This is a genomic window from bacterium (Candidatus Blackallbacteria) CG13_big_fil_rev_8_21_14_2_50_49_14, assembly GCA_002783405.1.
Classification (GTDB): Bacteria; Cyanobacteriota; Sericytochromatia; order UBA7694; family UBA7694.
Genome location: PFGG01000011.1, coordinates 97,349 through 116,375 on the forward strand (window position 1 = coordinate 97,349; position 19,027 = coordinate 116,375).

At 46.0% G+C, this 19,027-nt stretch carries 18 protein-coding genes; 12 read left to right on the top strand and 6 right to left on the bottom strand.

Annotation, left to right across the window (positions count from 1 at the left end):
• Positions 1 to 28 precede the first annotated feature (28 nt).
• Positions 29 to 661, top strand: a complete 633-nt coding sequence (locus COW20_02580) for a hypothetical protein (GenBank protein PIW50404.1) — start codon at positions 29 to 31, stop codon at positions 659 to 661.
• Here COW20_02580 and COW20_02585 read toward each other — a convergent pair.
• Entirely contained in the window at positions 646 to 843 is a 198-nt protein-coding gene (locus tag COW20_02585; GenBank protein PIW50405.1) for a hypothetical protein, read from the bottom strand. The genes COW20_02580 and COW20_02585 overlap by 16 nt on opposite strands.
• Here COW20_02585 and COW20_02590 point away from each other — a divergent pair.
• Genes COW20_02590 through COW20_02605 form a run of 4 tightly spaced genes read left to right on the top strand, consistent with a single transcriptional unit; the run spans position 842 to position 3,753 of the window.
• Complete coding sequence (locus COW20_02590) at positions 842 to 2,125, top strand: hypothetical protein (GenBank protein ID PIW50406.1); 1,284 nt, start codon at positions 842 to 844, stop codon at positions 2,123 to 2,125. The genes COW20_02585 and COW20_02590 overlap by 2 nt on opposite strands.
• Positions 2,126 to 2,174: 49 nt before the next feature.
• Positions 2,175 to 2,525, top strand: coding sequence for a hypothetical protein (locus tag COW20_02595; protein ID PIW50407.1), 351 nt, complete (start codon positions 2,175 to 2,177; stop codon positions 2,523 to 2,525).
• Complete coding sequence (locus COW20_02600) at positions 2,522 to 2,950, top strand: hypothetical protein (GenBank protein PIW50408.1); 429 nt, start codon at positions 2,522 to 2,524, stop codon at positions 2,948 to 2,950. Before COW20_02595 ends, COW20_02600 begins: the two co-directional genes overlap by 4 nt.
• Complete coding sequence (locus tag COW20_02605) at positions 2,947 to 3,753, top strand: tRNA pseudouridine(38-40) synthase TruA (GenBank protein PIW50409.1); 807 nt, start codon at positions 2,947 to 2,949, stop codon at positions 3,751 to 3,753. Before COW20_02600 ends, COW20_02605 begins: the two co-directional genes overlap by 4 nt.
• A gap of 9 nt (positions 3,754 to 3,762) precedes the next feature.
• Here COW20_02605 and flhB read toward each other — a convergent pair whose 3' ends face one another.
• Positions 3,763 to 4,947 (bottom strand): flagellar biosynthesis protein FlhB, encoded by a 1,185-nt coding sequence (gene flhB / locus COW20_02610; protein ID PIW50410.1) that lies wholly within the window; start codon positions 4,945 to 4,947, stop codon positions 3,763 to 3,765.
• Between the two features lie 202 nt (positions 4,948 to 5,149).
• Here flhB and COW20_02615 point away from each other — a divergent pair, with 202 nt between their 5' ends.
• Positions 5,150 to 5,644: a YajQ family cyclic di-GMP-binding protein gene (locus COW20_02615; protein PIW50411.1), complete on the top strand. Its 495-nt coding sequence runs from the start codon at positions 5,150 to 5,152 to the stop codon at positions 5,642 to 5,644.
• 72 nt (positions 5,645 to 5,716) lie between these two features.
• On the opposite strand, the gene COW20_02620 is transcribed toward COW20_02615, so the two are convergent.
• Positions 5,717 to 6,448: a hypothetical protein gene (locus tag COW20_02620; protein PIW50412.1), complete on the bottom strand. Its 732-nt coding sequence runs from the start codon at positions 6,446 to 6,448 to the stop codon at positions 5,717 to 5,719.
• Between the two features lie 286 nt (positions 6,449 to 6,734).
• Between COW20_02620 and COW20_02625 the strand changes: the two genes are divergently transcribed.
• Positions 6,735 to 7,835 carry a redox-regulated ATPase YchF gene (locus tag COW20_02625; GenBank protein ID PIW50413.1) on the top strand — a complete coding sequence of 367 codons (1,101 nt, stop codon included), beginning with the start codon at positions 6,735 to 6,737 and terminating at the stop codon, positions 7,833 to 7,835.
• Between the two features lie 158 nt (positions 7,836 to 7,993).
• Positions 7,994 to 8,749, top strand: a complete 756-nt coding sequence (locus COW20_02630; GenBank protein PIW50414.1) for a hypothetical protein — start codon at positions 7,994 to 7,996, stop codon at positions 8,747 to 8,749.
• Here COW20_02630 and COW20_02635 read toward each other — a convergent pair.
• The 3 genes from COW20_02635 to COW20_02645 all read right to left on the bottom strand — a co-directional run bounded on the left by COW20_02635 (position 8,746) and on the right by COW20_02645 (position 13,560).
• Complete coding sequence (locus COW20_02635; protein ID PIW50415.1) at positions 8,746 to 10,074, bottom strand: adenosylhomocysteinase; 1,329 nt, start codon at positions 10,072 to 10,074, stop codon at positions 8,746 to 8,748. The genes COW20_02630 and COW20_02635 overlap by 4 nt on opposite strands.
• A gap of 77 nt (positions 10,075 to 10,151) precedes the next feature.
• Positions 10,152 to 12,020 carry a hypothetical protein gene (locus COW20_02640; GenBank protein ID PIW50416.1) on the bottom strand — a complete coding sequence of 623 codons (1,869 nt, stop codon included), beginning with the start codon at positions 12,018 to 12,020 and terminating at the stop codon, positions 10,152 to 10,154.
• Positions 11,995 to 13,560 (bottom strand): hypothetical protein, encoded by a 1,566-nt coding sequence (locus COW20_02645; GenBank protein PIW50417.1) that lies wholly within the window; start codon positions 13,558 to 13,560, stop codon positions 11,995 to 11,997. The genes COW20_02640 and COW20_02645 overlap by 26 nt, the downstream gene beginning before the upstream one ends.
• 168 nt (positions 13,561 to 13,728) lie before the next feature.
• Between COW20_02645 and COW20_02650 the strand changes: the two genes are divergently transcribed.
• From COW20_02650 to tig, 4 genes are all read left to right on the top strand, one after another.
• A complete protein-coding gene (locus COW20_02650; GenBank protein ID PIW50418.1) occupies positions 13,729 to 14,739 on the top strand; it encodes a hypothetical protein in 1,011 nt (336 codons plus the stop codon).
• Positions 14,740 to 14,878: 139 nt separating this feature from the next.
• On the top strand, positions 14,879 to 16,288 hold the full coding sequence (locus tag COW20_02655) for a hypothetical protein (GenBank protein ID PIW50419.1): 1,410 nt from the start codon (positions 14,879 to 14,881) through the stop codon (positions 16,286 to 16,288).
• A 123-nt stretch (positions 16,289 to 16,411) separates the two neighbouring features.
• Entirely contained in the window at positions 16,412 to 17,416 is a 1,005-nt protein-coding gene (locus COW20_02660) for a hypothetical protein (protein PIW50420.1), read from the top strand.
• Positions 17,417 to 17,605: 189 nt separating this feature from the next.
• Complete coding sequence (gene tig / locus COW20_02665) at positions 17,606 to 19,015, top strand: trigger factor (GenBank protein PIW50421.1); 1,410 nt, start codon at positions 17,606 to 17,608, stop codon at positions 19,013 to 19,015.
• Positions 19,016 to 19,027 lie beyond the last annotated feature (12 nt).

Below are 19,027 nucleotides of genomic sequence, written 5' to 3' on the forward strand. Positions count from 1 at the left end.
CAAGCTATTTACTTAAGGAGATCCGCTTATGACTCAGCGTGTGGACGAAATTGATGCCCGTAAGGAACCGTCCCGGCAAAATGCCCTTGATGCCTGGCGCCAAATGTCTATGAAAAATGCCGAACGCAGAACCCAAAACAATTCCACCAATACCTCCCTCAATGACCGCAGCAATTCCAACGATCGGATTCAAGACAGTTTAGAAGGTAATTTCGAAGGCAATGCCACCGCTGGTGTGGGTGGAGGCCAAGCCGCTATCAAACAGGCCCAAGCCTCTGACAGCTCCAATACGGGCGGCCAAGGATCTGGAAATTTCAGCGGCCAAGGTCAGCGTGATGCCAATATGATTTCAAATATCGCCTTGGCCAGCGATAAAGCCAATGGCCTGAGAGCAGCCGTTCAGGTCAGTTTTAATCTCGACCCCGAAGAAAGAGAACTTAAAGTCGCTCAAAAACGGCTGGAAGCAGCCACCGAACGCTTGGGCATTACCCCCAATCCTGAGGATATTCAGGGCATGGGCATTGAAGACATTAACCAAGCAATCAAGGCCCTTGCTCAACGAACCAAAGAAGATTTAAGCCCCAAAGCCTTAAAATTTGTCAATACCGTGATTCCCACCCAAGATTTCTTTGATCCCATCGCAATTCAAACCCAAGAATAAGAGCTGTATTTACTTTTCCAGCGAGGAGCCTGTTCTGGCTCCTCTTTTTTTAAGCACGAATTTTCCCCCAAACTTTCCCCCACACTCCAAGGCGGGTTAAAATACAGGGATGAACGGGCTCCTTTATTTAAGAACTGAACAAAGCAAGAGACCTGTACCCTCTGCTGAAAGGTGTTTACCATGTCTGAGGAACGCAAACTTATCCTGAAAATGCTTCAGGAAAACAGAATCTCAATTGATGAGGCTGAAACGCTGCTCGATGCCATGCAGGTAAAATCGAGTCCCCAAAAGCAAACGCCTCCTGCTTCTGAAAATGAAGAAAGGCCAGGAGAAAATATTCTCAAACAAATGGGGCCAGGCATCGATCAAATTATGGGCTCTGTTTCCAATCTGATTGGTTCGGTAACAAGTCAATTGGGACCCACAATTGAAAAAAAATTCGAATCCTGGCGCCAGCCCTCGCAAACGCACAGTCACGAAGACAGTCTTGAGGAACAAAAAGAAGAACAAACCCTGACACTGGATCCCAACTGCCAGAAACTGAAATTTCACAATTTATTGGGAAATATCTCCATCAGCGGGGGTTCCAGCTCTGATCAGATTGTCGCAAAACTGATCAAGAAACCAGAGCGCAATCAAAACCTAAGCCAGGACCAAATTCAGGCCATCAAGCTAAAAGCCAACTTTGAGAATCAGGAAATGATCCTGAGTCTTTCAGAAACAGATCCGATCCGACCTGAACAGTTGAAAGTGCATGTTGCTTTACAGATTCCAGCGTCCTTGCATCTTGAACTCTCAACCTTAAATCAGGATATTGTGGTTGAAAAATTAAGTCATGCCCAAGGAGAATGTCAGCTCAAAACACAAAGCGGCGATTTGAAGCTCGATCAAGTGGCTTTAAAACAAATCGAATTAGACACGCTCAGTGGTACCATTCGCGCCGATCAGGTCAGTGAATCCTTCAAGGCCAGTAGCCGCTCTGGAGATATTCTGCTCAAAGGCTCTGTTTATCAGGCGGCGCTCACAAGTCAAAGTGGGTATTTACGTCTCGAGACTGCCGTTTCACATTCCTTGAAAGCAGAAAGTCAAAGCAGTGATATCAGCCTGCAATTGCTTGAAGGGCATGGAAAAATTGATCTTCAAACCACCAGTGGCGATATTGAACTGGTTGGTCATCTCCAAGCCGAGACCACATTGAATTCAGCCAGCGGTGATTTGCAGGGCGATATTACCATTGCCCCAACCGCAGCTTGCAGTCTCAATTCAAACAGTGGAGACATTGATTTGATCCTTCGACCAGAAAGCGACTGCAAAATTGACCTTGCCAGCCGCAGTGGAGATGTCGAGTGGCGGATAGAACTCAAGGACAGTGAATCAAGTGCCCAAAGCCTGAAAGGTCAATTGGGTGCGGGAGCAGGTTCGCTCATGGCACGCACAAACAGCGGCGATATTCTTCTGTCTTGAGGACTTTCTGAAATTTAGAAGCAGCCAGTGGAAACAGGTTCTGTTGATAATGATCACAGGACTTATTTCTGGCTGCTATCGTATGAGTGTCCAAAGTTTTATAAATGACAGTGTGCTTTTAAACCATGAACAGATTCTCAAAAACCAAAATTACACCGTCTTGCGTCATTTTTACCGTGAACTGCAAATCGAATACGTATTTGGCTTTAACGAGTCTGAACAAAAATTTTTAGACACCCTGCTCAAAGAAGAAACCGAAGGCAGTGGCGGCGTGATCAATTTACGGATCCAACGGAGCTATCGTGCCTTAGATGCCGTGGTCGGCGTATTAACGCTTGGTGTCTATACCCGCAGTTGGTTGATTGTCGAAGGTGATATTATCAGGTGGTCGTCGCCATGAACAAACACAAGTATCTAATGATAGTACTGATAATCACAGGTTTTTTCTTATCAGCCTGTATGGCCCTGCATATTCAAATACACGAGGATACCCCCCCTGTTTCTCTGACCCGCACCCTCAGAGGCTACAAAACCAGCCAGCCCCTTTTTCATTTTCAAAAAGAAGTTTGGGTCTATCATATTTTTGGTTTCCCAGATCTGTCCCTGGGCACGCGTGAAGGTATCCCCGCTGACCAACTTCTGGATCAATTACTGAAACAGGCAGCAGGCCCTCAACAGGGCATCGTACAGCTCAAAATCAAACACGAGCACACCGTTTGGACCCTGATCGCCAGTGCGGTTACCTTGGGGCTCTTGGTGCCCACAGCCGTGATCGTCGAAGGCGATGTCGTAAATTTAGAACCCCTTGGCAGCAGTTCCCCATGAATCAAAAAATAGGACTGCATCTCGCCTATGATGGCCGCAAATTTCAGGGGTACCAGATTCAACCGGCACAGAGAACAGTGCAATCTGAACTTGAAAAAGCACTGCAAATCGTATTGGGGCATCCTTGCCCAACCCTTTGCGCAGGCAGGACAGATGCAGGGGTACATGCGCGCGCCCAGTTTATCCATTTGGAAACTGATACGAATTTCCCTGTTTCACGCCTTGCACCTGCACTTCGCCCCCATTTACCTGATGATTTGCTTGTTTTACAGGCCTTTGCGCTTCCTGAAAACTTCCACGCCCGTTTTTCCGCCTTGACACGCCGCTATCGCTATTTTATCAAACCACAAAGCAAACCTGATCCCTTCAGCTTTCGCTATTGCTGGCATTATCCCTATCCCGTTGATCTTCAACGGCTCATCCCTCTCTGGAAGAGTTTGAAAGGAAATTATGATTTCAGTGCCTTTTGCAAATCGGGCTCCTATCGCACCCAATTTGAAATTGAGATCTTGGAAGCGAAGGTCACAGCCTTAGACTCTGGACTGATCTACCTTGAAATTGAAGCCCAAAGTTTTCTCTACAATATGGTGCGCACGTTGGTGGGAACAGTTTTGGATATCGTCAGAGGTCGGTTTCCAGAAGATCATCTCACGCAACTTCTGCAGGCTCCTGAACGGGCCAAAACAGGACAGACGGCCCCGCCACAGGGCCTGTTTCTTTGGAATGTCAATTATCCGCAAGAGTTTGAACTGGATCTTCAAGACTCAGCGCAAAAAAATCTGGGCTTGGAATTTTTGTATTGAGCCAAGCACTCACTCCAGCGGCTTATCAGGGCTTTCCCGATCCTCGCTGAATTTGGAACGGTCTTCGTCTGACATGGTCTGCCCCATACGAATCGCACGAGGTTGAGGCTTGGTCTCATCTGGCGGCGCAATCGCACCCCCTTTTTGCTTCATGATAAAGGCAATAATTTTCGCGATCGCCATATAGAAATCAGGGTGAATAAAATCCCCCAATTCGCAACTGTTATACAAGCCACGGGCCAGGGGCGGATCTTCGAAAATAGGAATATCATGTTCTTTGGCTACTTCTTTGATATAAATCGCCAATTCATCACGGCCTTTGGCAACCACCTTGGGCGCGCCCATTCCATCTTCATAGCGAATCCCGATCGCATAGTGAGTAGGGTTTGAAACCACAGCGGAAGCATCAGGGACTGCCTGACGAACCTGTCCCATACTCATTTGGCGCATTTTCTGTTTCTGTTTGCCTTTGATCAGGGGGTCACCTTCAGATTGTTTGTATTCGTCTTTGACCTCCTGCTTGGACATACGCATCGACTTTTCAAATTCCCAGCGCTGATAAAAATAATCAATAAAGGCCACGATAATCATACAGACTGCAGCTTTTTTCGCAATCGTAATGATCAAAGTACCAGCTATTTCCATAGCATTGGCAATCGGGTTTTTAATCGTATAAATAATCATGGGCAGATGATCGCGCAAGGTGGTATAGACTACCCAACCAATAATTGAGGTTTTTACAGCACTTTTAATCAATTCCACGACTGATTTCAAAGAAAAAACACGCTTAAAACCCTTAATCGGATTAATACGTTCAAACTGAGGCTTTAGAGGTTTTCCCGTTATCAAAATGCCGACCTGAACGACCTCAACAATCAAAGCCGTCGCAAAAACCGCACCAAAGATGGGGCCTACCATGACAAAAATGACCTGTACAGATTTCATGCCATAGGCCAGGATATCTTCCTGAAAGAAACGGTGCATGATATAGGGCACTTCATAAAAGGTGGCCTGCAAATATTTAAAAATGGTTTTATAAATATGTGGCCCGGACCAATTCAAAGCATAAGCAGCCACCAGGATCAAGGCAGCAGTATTGACTTCTTTACTTTTGAGGATTTGCCCTTTCTGACGGGCTTCACTTCGGCGTTTCGGTGTCGCGTCCTCTGTTTTCGAGTCCTTATCTTCAGACAACGATCACCACCACCTTTCCTACATGAGCTGCTTGATTCTAACTGGATTTTCGACTGAGATGCTTTTCTAATGGTACTATGGATGGGTTATACAAGCCAAGACGCATGGGATCAGGAAAGGCTTAGTTTCACCCTTGATTTCTGCTACTTGTGTCTTATTTTTACTTTCAACAGAAACTTTATAGACTGAAGGACCTCAAAAAATGGCAAAAGAATCTTCTTTTGATATCGTCAGTGAGTTTGAATTTCAAGAACTGAGAAATGCAGTGGATCAAGCCAAAAAAGAAGTTCAGACCCGTTATGATTTAAAAGACGCGCTGGCTGAAATTGAACTCAGTGAAGACATTATCACCCTGCGCTCAGAAGACGAAATGAAGCTGAACTCATTGCGAGAAATGCTCGTCAAGCGAGTCATTGCCCGCAAATTAAATCCGAAAATTTTAAAATTTGAAGAAACAGAATCCTCCTTGGGTGGCAAAGTAAAACAAGTGGTGACACTGATTAAAGCCATGGATACTGAAACCGCCAAAAAGGTTTCAAAACTGATTCGCGATCGGTTCAAAAACGCAAAGCCCACGATCCAAGGTGAATCTGTTCGGGTATTTTCAAAAAGCAAAGATGATTTGCAAGCCGTTATGCAGTTTTTGCGTGAACAGGAAGATATTGAAATTCCCCTGGTATTTAATAACTACCGCTAAGCTGATTCTAAAATGACAAAAGAGCCTGTAAACCAGGCTCTTTTGTTTTAGAAAAATGGGGTGACGAAAAACTTATTTAATCACGATATTTGAGAAAGGCCCTTTGGCCTCATCGTGAAAGGCTCTGAGCATACGGCTCATGGTATCGATCCCTGACTGGGTACGTTGAATCTGCTCTTGAATCACGGCAGAAGCAGCACCGCTTTTCGCACGGAAAGAAACCTTGCCCACAGCACGGGTATAGTGATTCTCAGTAATACTCGAAGGCGTGCCAAAAATACCGCCAGGAACATAACCTCCGGCAACGGTATAGGTCCCCGCACCATCCGCAGCAAACTCCCAGTGGCGAAGATTGCTATAGGTATTGGGGGCTGTTTCAGTATCTTGCCCACGGGCCTCTAGGCAATCAAAGATCGTGCCATCCGCCTTGACCACATAGCGGGGAATCGAAGCATAGGGATTGGCTCCCAAGGTAGGATCTTCAATCGTGATAATGCCGGTACCATCGTATTTTGCCAAGGTAAACAAGGGGCCATTGGCGGTATTGATTTTGACGACGCTCAAGGGATCGCCGGTCAAAGAAGAAAAGTCTGCACCATAGGCGGCAGTATTGCCCCCCACACCTGCTGACCCCAGCGTCACGGCACGGCCACTGCGATTGCCGACTGAGCCTCCAGCCAAAGGTTGAGAGGGGTTATTAATGTCGACTGCAATCGGATAAAATAATTGGTTCGCGAGGTCAACACGAACAGCATGTCCAGCACCAATCGCCAGTTTGACAAAGTTATTCGAGGGTATCAGCATTGGTGACCACCTTAAAATAGATTTCCAGTTGTAAAGCTTGTCGCTCAAGCCTGAAGAGTTCTTGTCTGAAGCTCAAAATATTTAATCTTTTTTTAATAATTACAAAACAGTTTTCCTGCGTTCACAGAGAAGATCTCCTCGTCGACTGAATCAGAGTTTCTGTATAATTGAAGCCATACCCAAACTGCCGCTTTTTCTTCAGGCTCACTCAAAAGACCCCTCAGAAGAAATCCTCTACAGTTGAATATAAAAAGATTTAGATTTTAATCTCAGATAGGACGAGTTCATGAGTTTAGGAATTGGAATTGTGGGTTTACCCAATGTCGGTAAATCCACCCTCTTTAATGCAATTACCCGTGCAGGCGCGGTTGCCGCAAATTTCCCGTTTGCAACCATTGATAAAAACATAGGTGTTGTAGCGGTTCCCGATGATCGCTTGAAAAAACTTTCTGACGTCTTTACCAAAGGCGACCGAATCCCCCCGATTATTCCTACCACCGTAGAATTTGTCGATATTGCCGGCTTGGTCAAAGGGGCAAGCAAAGGAGAAGGTCTGGGCAACCAATTTCTTTCCCATATCCGTGAAGTAGATGCGATCGCACATGTGGTGCGTTGTTTTGAAGATGACAATATCATTCACGTTTCGGGCAGGGTTAATCCCCTGGAAGATATTGAAACCATCAATCTCGAATTGATTCTTTCGGATATGAGTACCCTGGAACGCAGAATTGAAAGAATTAAAAAAAATACAAAAGGCAGCAAAGACAAAGATCAACTGGCACAATTGGCCCTTGCCGAAGAAATCTATCACCGATTGGAACAGGGAAAACCTGCCCGCTCTGGGGAATACGAAATGGAAATCCCCAGTGATTTTGGTCTGCTAACCAGTAAGCCAATTATTTATGTCGCCAATGTATCTGAAGAATACTTGAATGAAGACAACGAATATGTCAAACAGGTCAAAGAACTGGCTGCCTCTGAAGGGGCTGAAGTCGTCAAAATCAGCGCACAAATTGAATGTGAATTGGCCGATTTGGATGCTGAAGAAGCGAAAGCCTATCTGGATGAATTGGGTGTCAGTGAGCCCGGCCTCAACCGTTTGATTCGCATGGGCTATCAAATCTTGGGACTGATTACTTTTATTACCTCTGGTGAAAAAGAAGTAAGGGCTTGGACAGTCGAAGCTGGCAGCAAAGCCCCACAGGCAGCCGGAAAAATTCATACCGATTTTGAACACGGCTTTATTCGTGCTGAAGTCATTCCCTGCCCTCAACTCGTGGAAGCAGGCAGCTACGCAGAAGCCCGTAACCGTGGCTGGATCAGAACAGAAGGAAAAGAATATATTGTTCAGGATGGAGATGTCCTGCATTTCCTCTTCAATGTCTAAATTGTAATAAAGCAGCAAAGAGTATATTTTTTCGCTTTTATCTGATTTAATTAAATCTATCAGGGTTACGGATTTAAGATTTTTGTTTGAGTTATTCAGCTCAAACAGTTGATACAATATTTCTGTTGCCAAAAAGTAGGGAGCCAAAAGCACTTTTCATGAATCATGAAAAGTTTGAGTATCTTGCTGAAAAAACGCAGATTGAATGCTTAAAAAAACAGTTGCAACATTTTCGTGAAAAACTGTCTTTCTACGCCTTGGAGCAACTTGCCCATGAAAAATTGGCAGTCTGCAATCTGCGTTTACCAGCCCTGATTCCCCTTCCAAGTGAGCTGATTGAAATCAATTTGGCAGAGTCATTACAAGGCCAAGATCTTTTCAAGGATCAGCCACAAGAAACTCGGGGCGGCCTGTGTTTACATACACATTTCGAACTTTTCGATTTGGCAACGCTCCAGACCCTCGAAAAAAAGTATCCCCAGACTTTTATCTGGCTTCAATGCCCTTTAATTGATGAGTATCAGATTCTTTTAGCCAAAGCCGCGGGTTTTCATGCACTGACACTTTCCCCAAGCCTTTTGGGTCAACGCCGAACGCTACTTTATTACCAGAAAATCATGCTTTGGGGCTTATACCCCATCGTTCAGGCCAACTCAATGCATGAACTCAAAACAGCTCATGAACTCTCCGCTCAGATTATTTTATGGTCGGCCACCAGTGAATCAGAAACTCAGGCCTTTAGAGAATATCTTCAAACCACTCCTCGCTCCGAGACAAAATATATTATCGCTGCTGAGAGTCAGAATACAATCGATCCTTCAGAGTTCAAGACAGGGCATTTTTACAGCCACCATTTGATTGAAATCAAAAAAATATCCCGGCTTTTCAGCCGGGATACTGAAGTTTCAGTTTAGTAACGGTAAAACTCGGGTTTATAGGGACCCGCTACATCCAGACCCAGATAACTGGCCTGATCCTGAGACAAAACATCGAGTTCAACCCCCAGTTTGGCCAAATGCAAACGGGCAACCTTTTCATCAAGATGCTTGGGCAACATATAGACTTGCTTTTCATAATTTTCAGGATGCTGCCAAAGCTCCATCTGAGCCAAAACCTGATTGGTAAAGGAATTCGACATCACAAAAGAAGGATGGCCTGTCGCACAGCCCAGATTGACAAGACGCCCTTCCGCGAGAATCAGAATGTCTTTTCCATCCAGGGTATACATATCCACTTGGGGTTTGATCTGATCTTTGCTATGGCCATAGTTTTTGTTTAACCAAGCCATATCAATCTCAATATCAAAATGGCCTATATTGCAGACAATCGCCTTGTCTTTCATGGCATGGAAATGACGATCGGTGATGATATCGCGGTTTCCTGTCGCCGTAACAATAATATCCGCTTCTTTGACGGCATCATCCATTTTTTTAACGGCATATCCATCCATTGAAGCCTGCAAAGCACAGATGGGATCAATCTCAGTGACGATGACGCGGGCACCTGCGCCGCGAAGCGAAGCTGCTGTGCCTTTGCCTACATCGCCATAGCCCGCAACCACAGCCACTTTACCGGCAATCATAATATCTGTCGCACGGCGAATAGCGTCGACGGCAGATTCTTTACAGCCATATTTATTATCAAATTTTGACTTGGTGACTGAATCATTGACATTGATGGCAGGAACAGGCAAGGTACCTTTCTGAACGCGCTCATACAGACGGTGAACACCCGTGGTGGTTTCTTCGGAGATACCATGAATACCTGCGACCAGCTCTGGATAGCGATCCAAAACCATATTGGTTAAATCGCCTCCATCATCCAAAATCATATTCAGGGGATTTTCTTTCTTCTGATTGTCAAAGAACAGCGTTTGTTCAATACACCAATCAAATTCTTCTTCGTTCATGCCCTTCCAGGCAAAAACCGGAACTCCAGCCGCTGCAATCGCTGCGGCAGCATGATCCTGGGTTGAAAAAATATTACAGGAAGACCAGCGAACATCCGCTCCCAGTTCCACCAGGGTTTCAATTAAAACAGCTGTTTGAATGGTCATATGCAAACAACCAGCGATGCGTGCACCTTTCAAAGGTTTGATTTGCCCATACTCTTTACGCAAGGCCATCAAACCAGGCATTTCGGCTTCAGCCAGGCGAATTTCTTTACGTCCCCATTCCGCAAGAGACATGTCTTTTACTTTATAGTCCTGCACCTGCAGGGTTTCAATTGCTGTGGTCATGGATAATTTCTCATTTCAAGGATAATGACTTTTTCAGTCTAAACACTATTTTACCAGTTGAATGGCCTCAAATTGAGTTAATGGGTGTCAAGAATCGATTCAGGAACCGGTAAACCTTCAAGCGCCATAATTTTTAAGGCATTGGTGGTTGGACAGGGGCCGCTTTGCAGGCGGTAGTCAAAGACCATCTTTCCTGCTTCAATATGCTCACGAAAATGATAGTTGATCAGCTCTTCAGCGGCAATATGCGTCAACTCTAGATCATGGGTCGTAATCAAGCCTGCTCCCCGTTTTCCCAAAAGGTTTTCAAGATAAGCCTTGCTCCCCAAATAACGCTCTCGATTATTGGTTCCACGAAAGATTTCATCAATCAGCCAAAAGAGGGGAGCCCCCTCCGTCTGGCTCAGTTGATCCAATAATTGACGCAAACGGCGTACCTCAGCATAGAAATAAGAAAACCCATCTGTTACAGAATCACTGACACGAATACACGCAAAAACACGCATCAGTCGCCAGGCAAAAGCATCAGCATCCACAGGTCCCCCTGCCTGGGCCAAGACCAGATTCAAGCCCATGCTCTTGATAAAGGTACTTTTTCCAGCCATATTGGATCCCGTGACCATGCAGACTGTGCCCAAATGATCGAGTACAAAGGAATTTTTGATCCGCTCGGCAGGGGAGAGCAAAGGATGCCCCGCAGCTTGCGCGTTTAAGCAAGCCCCCTCCTGCTGGAGAACAGGAAAATGATACTCAGGATGCAGCCAAGCCAAATTTGCCAAGGAACTCAAGGCTTCAAGCTCTGACAAAGCTTCAAGCCAAAGCGGCAAGGCCGCTTGAAGTTCAGGCTTGATTTTTTCTAACTGCCAGGCCGCAAAATAATCAAAGGGGAAGAAAAGATTCATCAGAATCCAGGCTATGGGATTGGTCTGTAAACTGGCAAAAGGCACGACCCGTCGTAAAGCCTTAAAAATATGCTGGGGAGAATATTGCCTGAAAACAGCCAATAATCTGCGCATTTCAGAAGACTCACTTTCAGCCCAGTTCTCAAGCCAGCTCAAAATACCAGAGAGTTTACGCACCTCAAAATCCAAAAGAAAAGCATCTTGAAATAAATGTGTGGTCAAGCCCCTTTGCAGCCAAAATACCAGCGCATAGATGCCCAAAGGAATTTGCCAATAAATATCCGCAAGCCCGAAGGCCCAAGCCAAGCCGTGAACCAACCCATGCACAGCCGCCAAAACAATCAGCAGAAAAAAGACGGTTTGGGGAGATTTTTTGGGAGGAAATTTTTTCAGAAGTTCCAAGAGTTCAGAGGCTTTCCAATGGGCCTGTTCTCTGGGTTGGTGTCTAAATTCCCAGGCTGTTTCCTGGGCTTTGACAAAAAGGCCATGCCTGAACAGTGTTCGCTCTTTTAAGGCTTTCACAAGATTTTGGCGTTGGTGGATGACCTCAGAACCTGGAGGTTCAACCAAAAACCAATCGGCAAGTTTTTGACAGCCTTCCTGCGAGATGCTCGTATCCGCCAAATGATGCAGCGAAGCTTTGCCTAAAATATCCAGGTCAGTGACATAGGGATGCTCAGGCCGACACGTGGGCAGCGGTCGGAGGGGAAGCGTCTCCCAAGCACGCTTTCTACGCATTCGTTGTTCAGACAAGAAGCGCAAGAGCGCAGAACGGCGATACAGACCTTTTTGATATTTCTGATGAATACGCACAATCCCACCAAAACCAACCAACCCCAAAGAGAGAAACGACCCGGCAAAAAAATTCAATTTGCTGAGAAAGAGCAAAAGACTGAGGCCCATGACGAGCAAAAAAACGCCCAACCTGAGCCAGCTCCAGAAAACACCCAGACGTTTTAAGTCACTGACTTGCCTGCGCAAGCGTCTTGAATGTTTTTCGAGACGGTCTAAAACGGGATCAGAGCCCTGCAAGGGTAAAGACACGTGAAGCCGCTTCAACAGAAGATCCAATGTCTACCCGTCCGAAGCCAAAAACCGGGTCACGCGACCCTTCATAAATCAAACCCTGTGGAATTTTACGCGAAGGCTGATTGGTATGACTGAAAAGAAGACGTTCAGCCAATTGAGCTGGTTTGATCGCCAATGAAAGCTGGGCCTGGGCAATTGCAGACTGCTCATGAAAAAATTCTCTGAAACTCAAAACTTTTTGAGCCGGTGCGCCTTGAGCCACACGGCTGTTGCGACGCAGAATCGTACGAACATAATCTTCATACATGGCCGAACGAATCAGGGCCAAAGCACCCGCCACGACTGGACTGGCCATGGAGGTACCGTCCATATAGTCATAGGGCATCTCACAACGTTGCTCATTGCAAACCAAGCGCATGGGAATCGACGAGAAAATATTTACCCCAGGTGCAGACACGGCTTTGGGATGGCTGTTATTGGCTGAGTTTGAAAAAGGAGCCAGTTGATCCAACTCATTGGTTGCAATCACAGGAATTTGATTGACATTCTGCTGAACGCTGCAGCGGCCATTGATAAAATCCAGACCCTCGTTGCCTGCTGCGGTGACAATGCTGACCCCCTGAGAATAGGCTTCATCAATGGCACTGTTAATCGAACGGATATAATCAGAATAGGCACCACAATCATAAAGTGTTGGCGAACCCAAGCTTAAATTGATCACAGAAGCGCCGTTTTCAACGGCATAGCGAATCGCACGGGCCAAGGTAAAATCTCCCTGCGCAAAGCCTTGTGCAGAAAAAACTTTAATCGCCAAGAGTTTGACACCCGGGGCAATGCCCTGAATATTGGCATCGTTTCCGGCCACAATTCCCGCAACATGCGTGCCATGCGCAGCTTCGTCCATGGGATCGGGGTCATTGCTGGCAAAATCAAACCCCATCAAGGCACGGCCACGAAATGCCGGGTGAAAATAATCAAGCCCAGTGTCAATGACCGCAACAATTTGCTCAGGATTTCCACGCGTAATCTGCCAGGCCTTGGGGGCTTGGGTTTTACGCAAATGCCACATCAAATCATCATAGCGAAAATTGCCATTTCCCACGCCTGAGCCTGGGGTTTGGGGAGACCCTGCACTGGGTTCCTGACCGGGTGCAGAAGGAGCCGTCTGAGCGGGAGAATCAAACAGAGGAGGGGCGTCAGGCAAAGAAGGAAAAGGGCTTTGAATATCGGCAAGTACAGGAACCGGCAGAATCGCAGGAGGATTAACCGGAGCGGTTCGTTGCTCGGGATCAGGGACTGCTGGAGAGGTACTGAATGAGCGCAGGCTTGAATTTTTTGAAAGATTGGCGGCACGCGTCTGTTTCTGAGCTTGATCTTTCTGTTGATTGAGGCGGTATTTACGCAATTGACCTGTTTCAGTTTTTACCAAAACCGATTTCTGCTGGGAAAAAGTCTGAAGTTTAGAAACCTGGCCGACAGGCAAGGGCAATTGGCTGGAGCATGCCGTGACAAGGCTTAAAATTCCTGTCAGAAGCAGGGGGGAACTGCGTTTCATAAAAAAACCTTCCTCTTCAATCTCTACGCGATCTGGATAATTATTATATGCGCCCTTCCAAGTGGAAACTGAAGCAAAATTATTTATCTTTTGATTAACATAAAATAAAAATATGTTTAGGGCAAATGGATTTCACGCGAATTTTGTGTCGAACGTACATATTGAAACATGATTTGCTACAATAGGAAAAGTAAACAAAGGGTCTTAATTGACATGCAAAGCATTGCTTCTTTGGCTGAAGATTTGGGAGTCACCCCCGCCATTATCCGCAGTTGGCAAATCAACCTCAACCTTAAAATTCCAAAATATGGAAATGATGAGCTTGTCTTCAATCAAGATTGGCAAGTTGTTTTTCATAAGGTTGCACAACTTCGCAAAGAAGGTCAGAGTTTTTCAAAAATTCGCCTGGCTTTGGCCGCTCTGCTTCCTTCTGAGGCCAGCCTGCCTGAACCAGGCAGCCAAGCCACGCCCGCCCACCCCAAAACAGCGCACGAAAAAACTTTTCACCCTGAAGATCTGAAATCTGCCAATATCACGCCCCCTGTGATCCGTTCAGATCTGAGCAGCCAGGAACGGTTGGGAATTTACGGCCCGGCCACTGAGATAATGACACAAAACCCAGCTTCTTCAAGCCCAACAGAAACTTTTCAGCCCAAAGAAGCCGTTGCCCAAACCAGCAACAATGCCGCTACACAGATTGTGCTGCCTGCTCTTGTTTCAGACTCAAAACAAGGCATGGGCGCATTGCAAACCATTCAAAACAATATGCATGAAGCCATTCTGCAAAAAGATTTACAAAAAATGACCCATACCTATGTCCAATTGGTAGAAAATTATCAAGCCCTGGCCTCACGTTACAGCGAGAGTACCTATCTAATTGGCCAAATGGAAGAAAAACAACTGGCTCTCGAAGAAAAACTCATACAAGAACGCAGCAATCACCAAGAAAAAGTAAAAGATCTTGAAGCCCATCTCAACAGTTTAAAAGATCTACTCAACACACAAACCACACGTCTCGATCAGCAATCGGCGTCTTTGGTGACTAAGAATGAAATTGATCAGGTTGAAAAACAAATCAAACTTTTGGCAGTCACGGTTTTCAAACAACAGCAACAACAAGCTGAGAACAAGACTCCAGAAGGATTTTGGGCAAAACTGAAATCTCGTTTATTTTCTTAGAAAAAGCGTTAAAGAATAAATAAAAAGTCTTTCCCTGTTTTTAACATAATATTAAATTGGACTTAGGTAAGTTTTTCCCGGATAAATTCTATAACCTAACTATCAAAGCGAAACGATAGAGAGTTAAAAGGTAAAGGTTATGAAAAGCAAGCTCAATAAACTGGCTTCCCTCGCAGCAGGAGCAATGACTCTGATGCTCACAGCCTGCGGCACCTCCCAGACAGCCTATGCCCCCTATGTCCCCCAACAAGTCAGCTATGGCAATACCCAATACATGGACTCCTATGGTCAGCCAGGTGTCTCTGGCTATAACAACACGCTTGGTTCCATTAACCCCAACCCTTATATTGACTCAGCCGTCAACAGCAATCTGCCCACCGGCACTGTCATGGGCAAAGTCGTTGATTCTCTGACCAAAGCCGGTATCGGCGGCGTTCAGGTTGAAATCGTGGGTGTTCGTCCCGCACGTACTGCGGTAACAGATGCCACTGGCAACTTTACACTCTCCAGCATTCCCCAAGGCCGTCAGGTATTGAGCGTACGTCGCAATGACTATACCAACGTCAATGGCAACAATCAAATTATTGCCGAAGTGAAAGCTGGCACCACCATTACCCTGCAACAAACCATCGAAATGGTCCCTTTCCGCGCTTCTTCTGTGAACGGTTTTATCCGTGCTTTCAATAATTTCACCCAACCCCGTGGCATTTCAATGGCACCTGGCAGTGGCAACCTCTATGTTGTCGATGTTGTCGGCGCAGGTGGAGTGATCACCTATGATCATGGTGAAGTCAAACAGTTGAATGGTGAAGGCGGCATTATCAATTCTTTCGGCGCACGTATCACCAGCCTGGATTTCCTGCGCTTACTGCGTCGCCCCAATGGCGTAGCCGTTGATGCCGGTGGCAATGTTTTCGTTGCAGATACCGGTCACAGCCTGATTCGTCGCTATGGTCCTGCAGGACAATGGCTGACCAATATTGAAAACAATATGAATGAAGTCTATGACGTTGCAGTTCTGAGCACCGGCGATGTCGTGGTCTCTGATCCTGGCAACGGCACCCTGATGTTGTTTGACTCCAGCCTGAATATCCGTGTTGCCAACCTGATGCGGATGCCTGCAACCGGCCTGCGCGGTATCGCAACCAGCAATAACGATGATATCTTCGTTGTCAATGCAGCAGCTCCTGCAGGTCAGGTCATTTCAAAATTTGATCGCTACGGCAACCGTCTTCCCCTCTCTTTTGGCAGAATCGGCGGCGTACAACCTGCTTCTTTCAGCAATCCCACCGATATTGCAATTGATAACCGCAACGGCGATATCTATGTCGTAGACAGTGGCAATAACCGTATCCAACGCTTCGACAGCATGGGCAACTACCTGTCTGAGTTCGGCAGCTTTGGCACTGGCAATGGTCAGTTCAACGCCCCCTGGGGAATTGCGATTGATAACGAAGGTTTTGTCTATGTGACCGATACCAAAAATCAACGCGTACAAAAATTTGCACCCGGTCGTTTAATGACCCAAACAGGTGGCGCAGTAAACTAGATTTCAGCCCACTTTCAGCTTATTCAAAAAACTGCCCATAGGCAGTTTTTTTTTGTGTGCTATACTGTGACTTCATGAATGAAGCTACGCAATCAAAATCAAGAGGTGTACCCGATTTAAGCCTTGAAAAAACAGTCCATTTTTCTGTCTTTCCTCTTACTCGTTTTTAGTGTTTTCCTGAGTCATGCAGCTGTTGCACGCGCGGTTCCCAATTTGCCTGCAGATTTACAAAGCTCCCCCCAGAAAGTTCATGTCGGTTTTTATTTAAATCGGGTCGTCAATCTGGATCTCAAACAAAATACCTATTGGATGGATTTTTATATCTGGTTTCGTTGGAAGGGGCCCATCGACCCCACTGAGACCTATGAAATCATGAATGCCTATGAAAAATGGGGTTCTACGATTGTTGCTGAAAATGAAGAAGTGCGTATTTTACCCGATGGTTATAAATACAAAGAATTGCACATGGAATATGAGCTGCACTGCCCTTTAAATTTCAGCTCCTATCCCCTGGATGAACAAACTCTGACCATTCAGCTGGAAGACAAATCCCACCCTGAAAAGGTGATTCAATACATTCCAGACACCATCGACTCTAAAGTCAGCCCTGAACTTTTTATTCAAGGCTGGAAACCGATTCGTTTTGATGTGATTGGCTCATCACATCTCTATGACACGCGTTTTGGTCAACCTGCGATGAAAAAAAATACCTATAGCCGCGTCAGTTTCCGTTTGTTTATCTCAAGACACCCCCGCCATCTGCATCTCTTTAAGCTCTTTCTCCCCGTTTTAATCATCCTGGTGATGGTTGGCGTCATCTTTTTTATCCCGATTTCTTTTTTCGAATCGCGGGTAGAAATTGCAGTAACAGGACTCTTAAGCTTGATTGCCTTACAAATGGTGCTGAATGAGACCCTTCCCCCTGTGGGCTACCTCACCTTAACCGACAGGGTCTATTACCTTGCCTATTTTTCGGTGATGTGTGCCCTGATTGAAACCGTATGGGTTTACTTCAGCTTTAAACGCGATGTCCGTCAATCCCGCCGGATCGATCGCCGAAGCGCAATGGTCATGCTCTTTCTCATGCCTGTTCTGTTAGTTTTGTTTTTTACCGTTTGGAGAGGCTAAAAACAGGTTCCTGCGCTATCCTGATTCCAAACCATAGCACTCAGGGGCAATTGGAGTTAAACTGTATAAGAGCTGTCATATGAATTTTGCGACAGCTTTTTTCGATTGTGCACAACCCTGACGCGGAAAATCTGGAAAAACCCTGAGAATACCGGTCGGTCCCTGACCGCGTAAGCTGCTGTACAGCAAATCAATGTCGACAAATCGGAGGAAACTGTGAAAGTTACTGTCGAAAAGCAAGAAGGAAATAAAATCCATCTGGAAGTTGCATTAGAGGGCAAACCTCTTGAAGAAGCCTACCATCAAGCCCTCAATTATTATGGCCGGAGCCTGAAATTGAAAGGTTTCCGCAAGGGGAAAGTCCCCCTGAATCTGGTAGAGCAAAATCTGGATACAGATCAGGTCAAGCGCGATTTATTTCAGCGCGCCATGGGTGATTCCTATCATCAAGCCCTGGCTGAACAACAGATTGAATCAATTGCTGAACCCGTCATCGAGGCCGTTCAGGCCGAAATCGGCAAAGATTTTATCTACAAGGCCATTGTTGAAGTCCGTCCTGAAGTCGTTTTGGGTGATTATAAGGGCTTAACTGCCGCGATTCCTTCCGAAGAAACCCTGACTGACGAGAAAATCGACGAACAGATCCAACACCTGCGCCGGGAACATGCTGTTCTCCTGCCCGTTGATAATCGTCCGGCCCAATTGGGTGACTTAATGACCTTGCATGTCGATGCATCCATTGAAGGTGAATCCGTTGATCTGGGTGAATCCAAAGATATGACCCTGGAACTACGTGAAGACAGCTTTGTAAAAGGCTTCTCCGATCATGTGGTGGGACTGAATGTCGATGAGAAAAAATCTTTTGATTTGACCTTCCCAGAAGATTATTACGTCGAAGATCTGCGTGGAAAGCAAATTCACTTTGATGTGCATGTGCATGAAATCAAAGAAGTTGAATTGCCTGAAGTGGATGATGACTTCGCCAGCACCGTTCACAGCGAGCTTGAAAATCTGGAAGAGCTCAATGAGCGGATTCGCAAAGAACTTTCTGAAGCCATTGAAGAACAAAACGAAGTTCAGAAACAACAAAAATTGTTGGACAAAGTGGTTTCCAATGCGCAGGTTGAAATCCCTGACTCCATGCTGCAACGTGAACTCTATGCCATGTGGCAAATGAGTGAAGGTTCTCAATTGGCCAACGCCAAAGTGGGCGAACAAACTCTGCGCGCATCTCTGATGCACTGGATGCAACGTGAAGAACTAAAAGAAACTGCACGTCAGCGCATTAAAACGACCCTGGTTCTGGGTGCCATTGCCCGTGAAGAAGGCATCAGCATCAGCCAGGAAGAAGTAGATGCTGAGATTCAGGAACTGGCTGAAACGCATGAAATTCCTGTTGAGCAGGTCAAAGCCCAACTTGAACAGGAAAATCGCATGGTTGCTCTGATGGATGAACTCTTGAGCTTCAAGATCATCGATTGGGTCATGGAAAACAACGATATCGTTGTCTCTGAAGAACTGAGCCAGGCAGAAGAAGCGGCGAAAACAGCCGATGCTCCTGCTGAAAGCCAAGAAGCTCCTGTAGAGCAGTCTGTCTAAAACAGTCAGGTT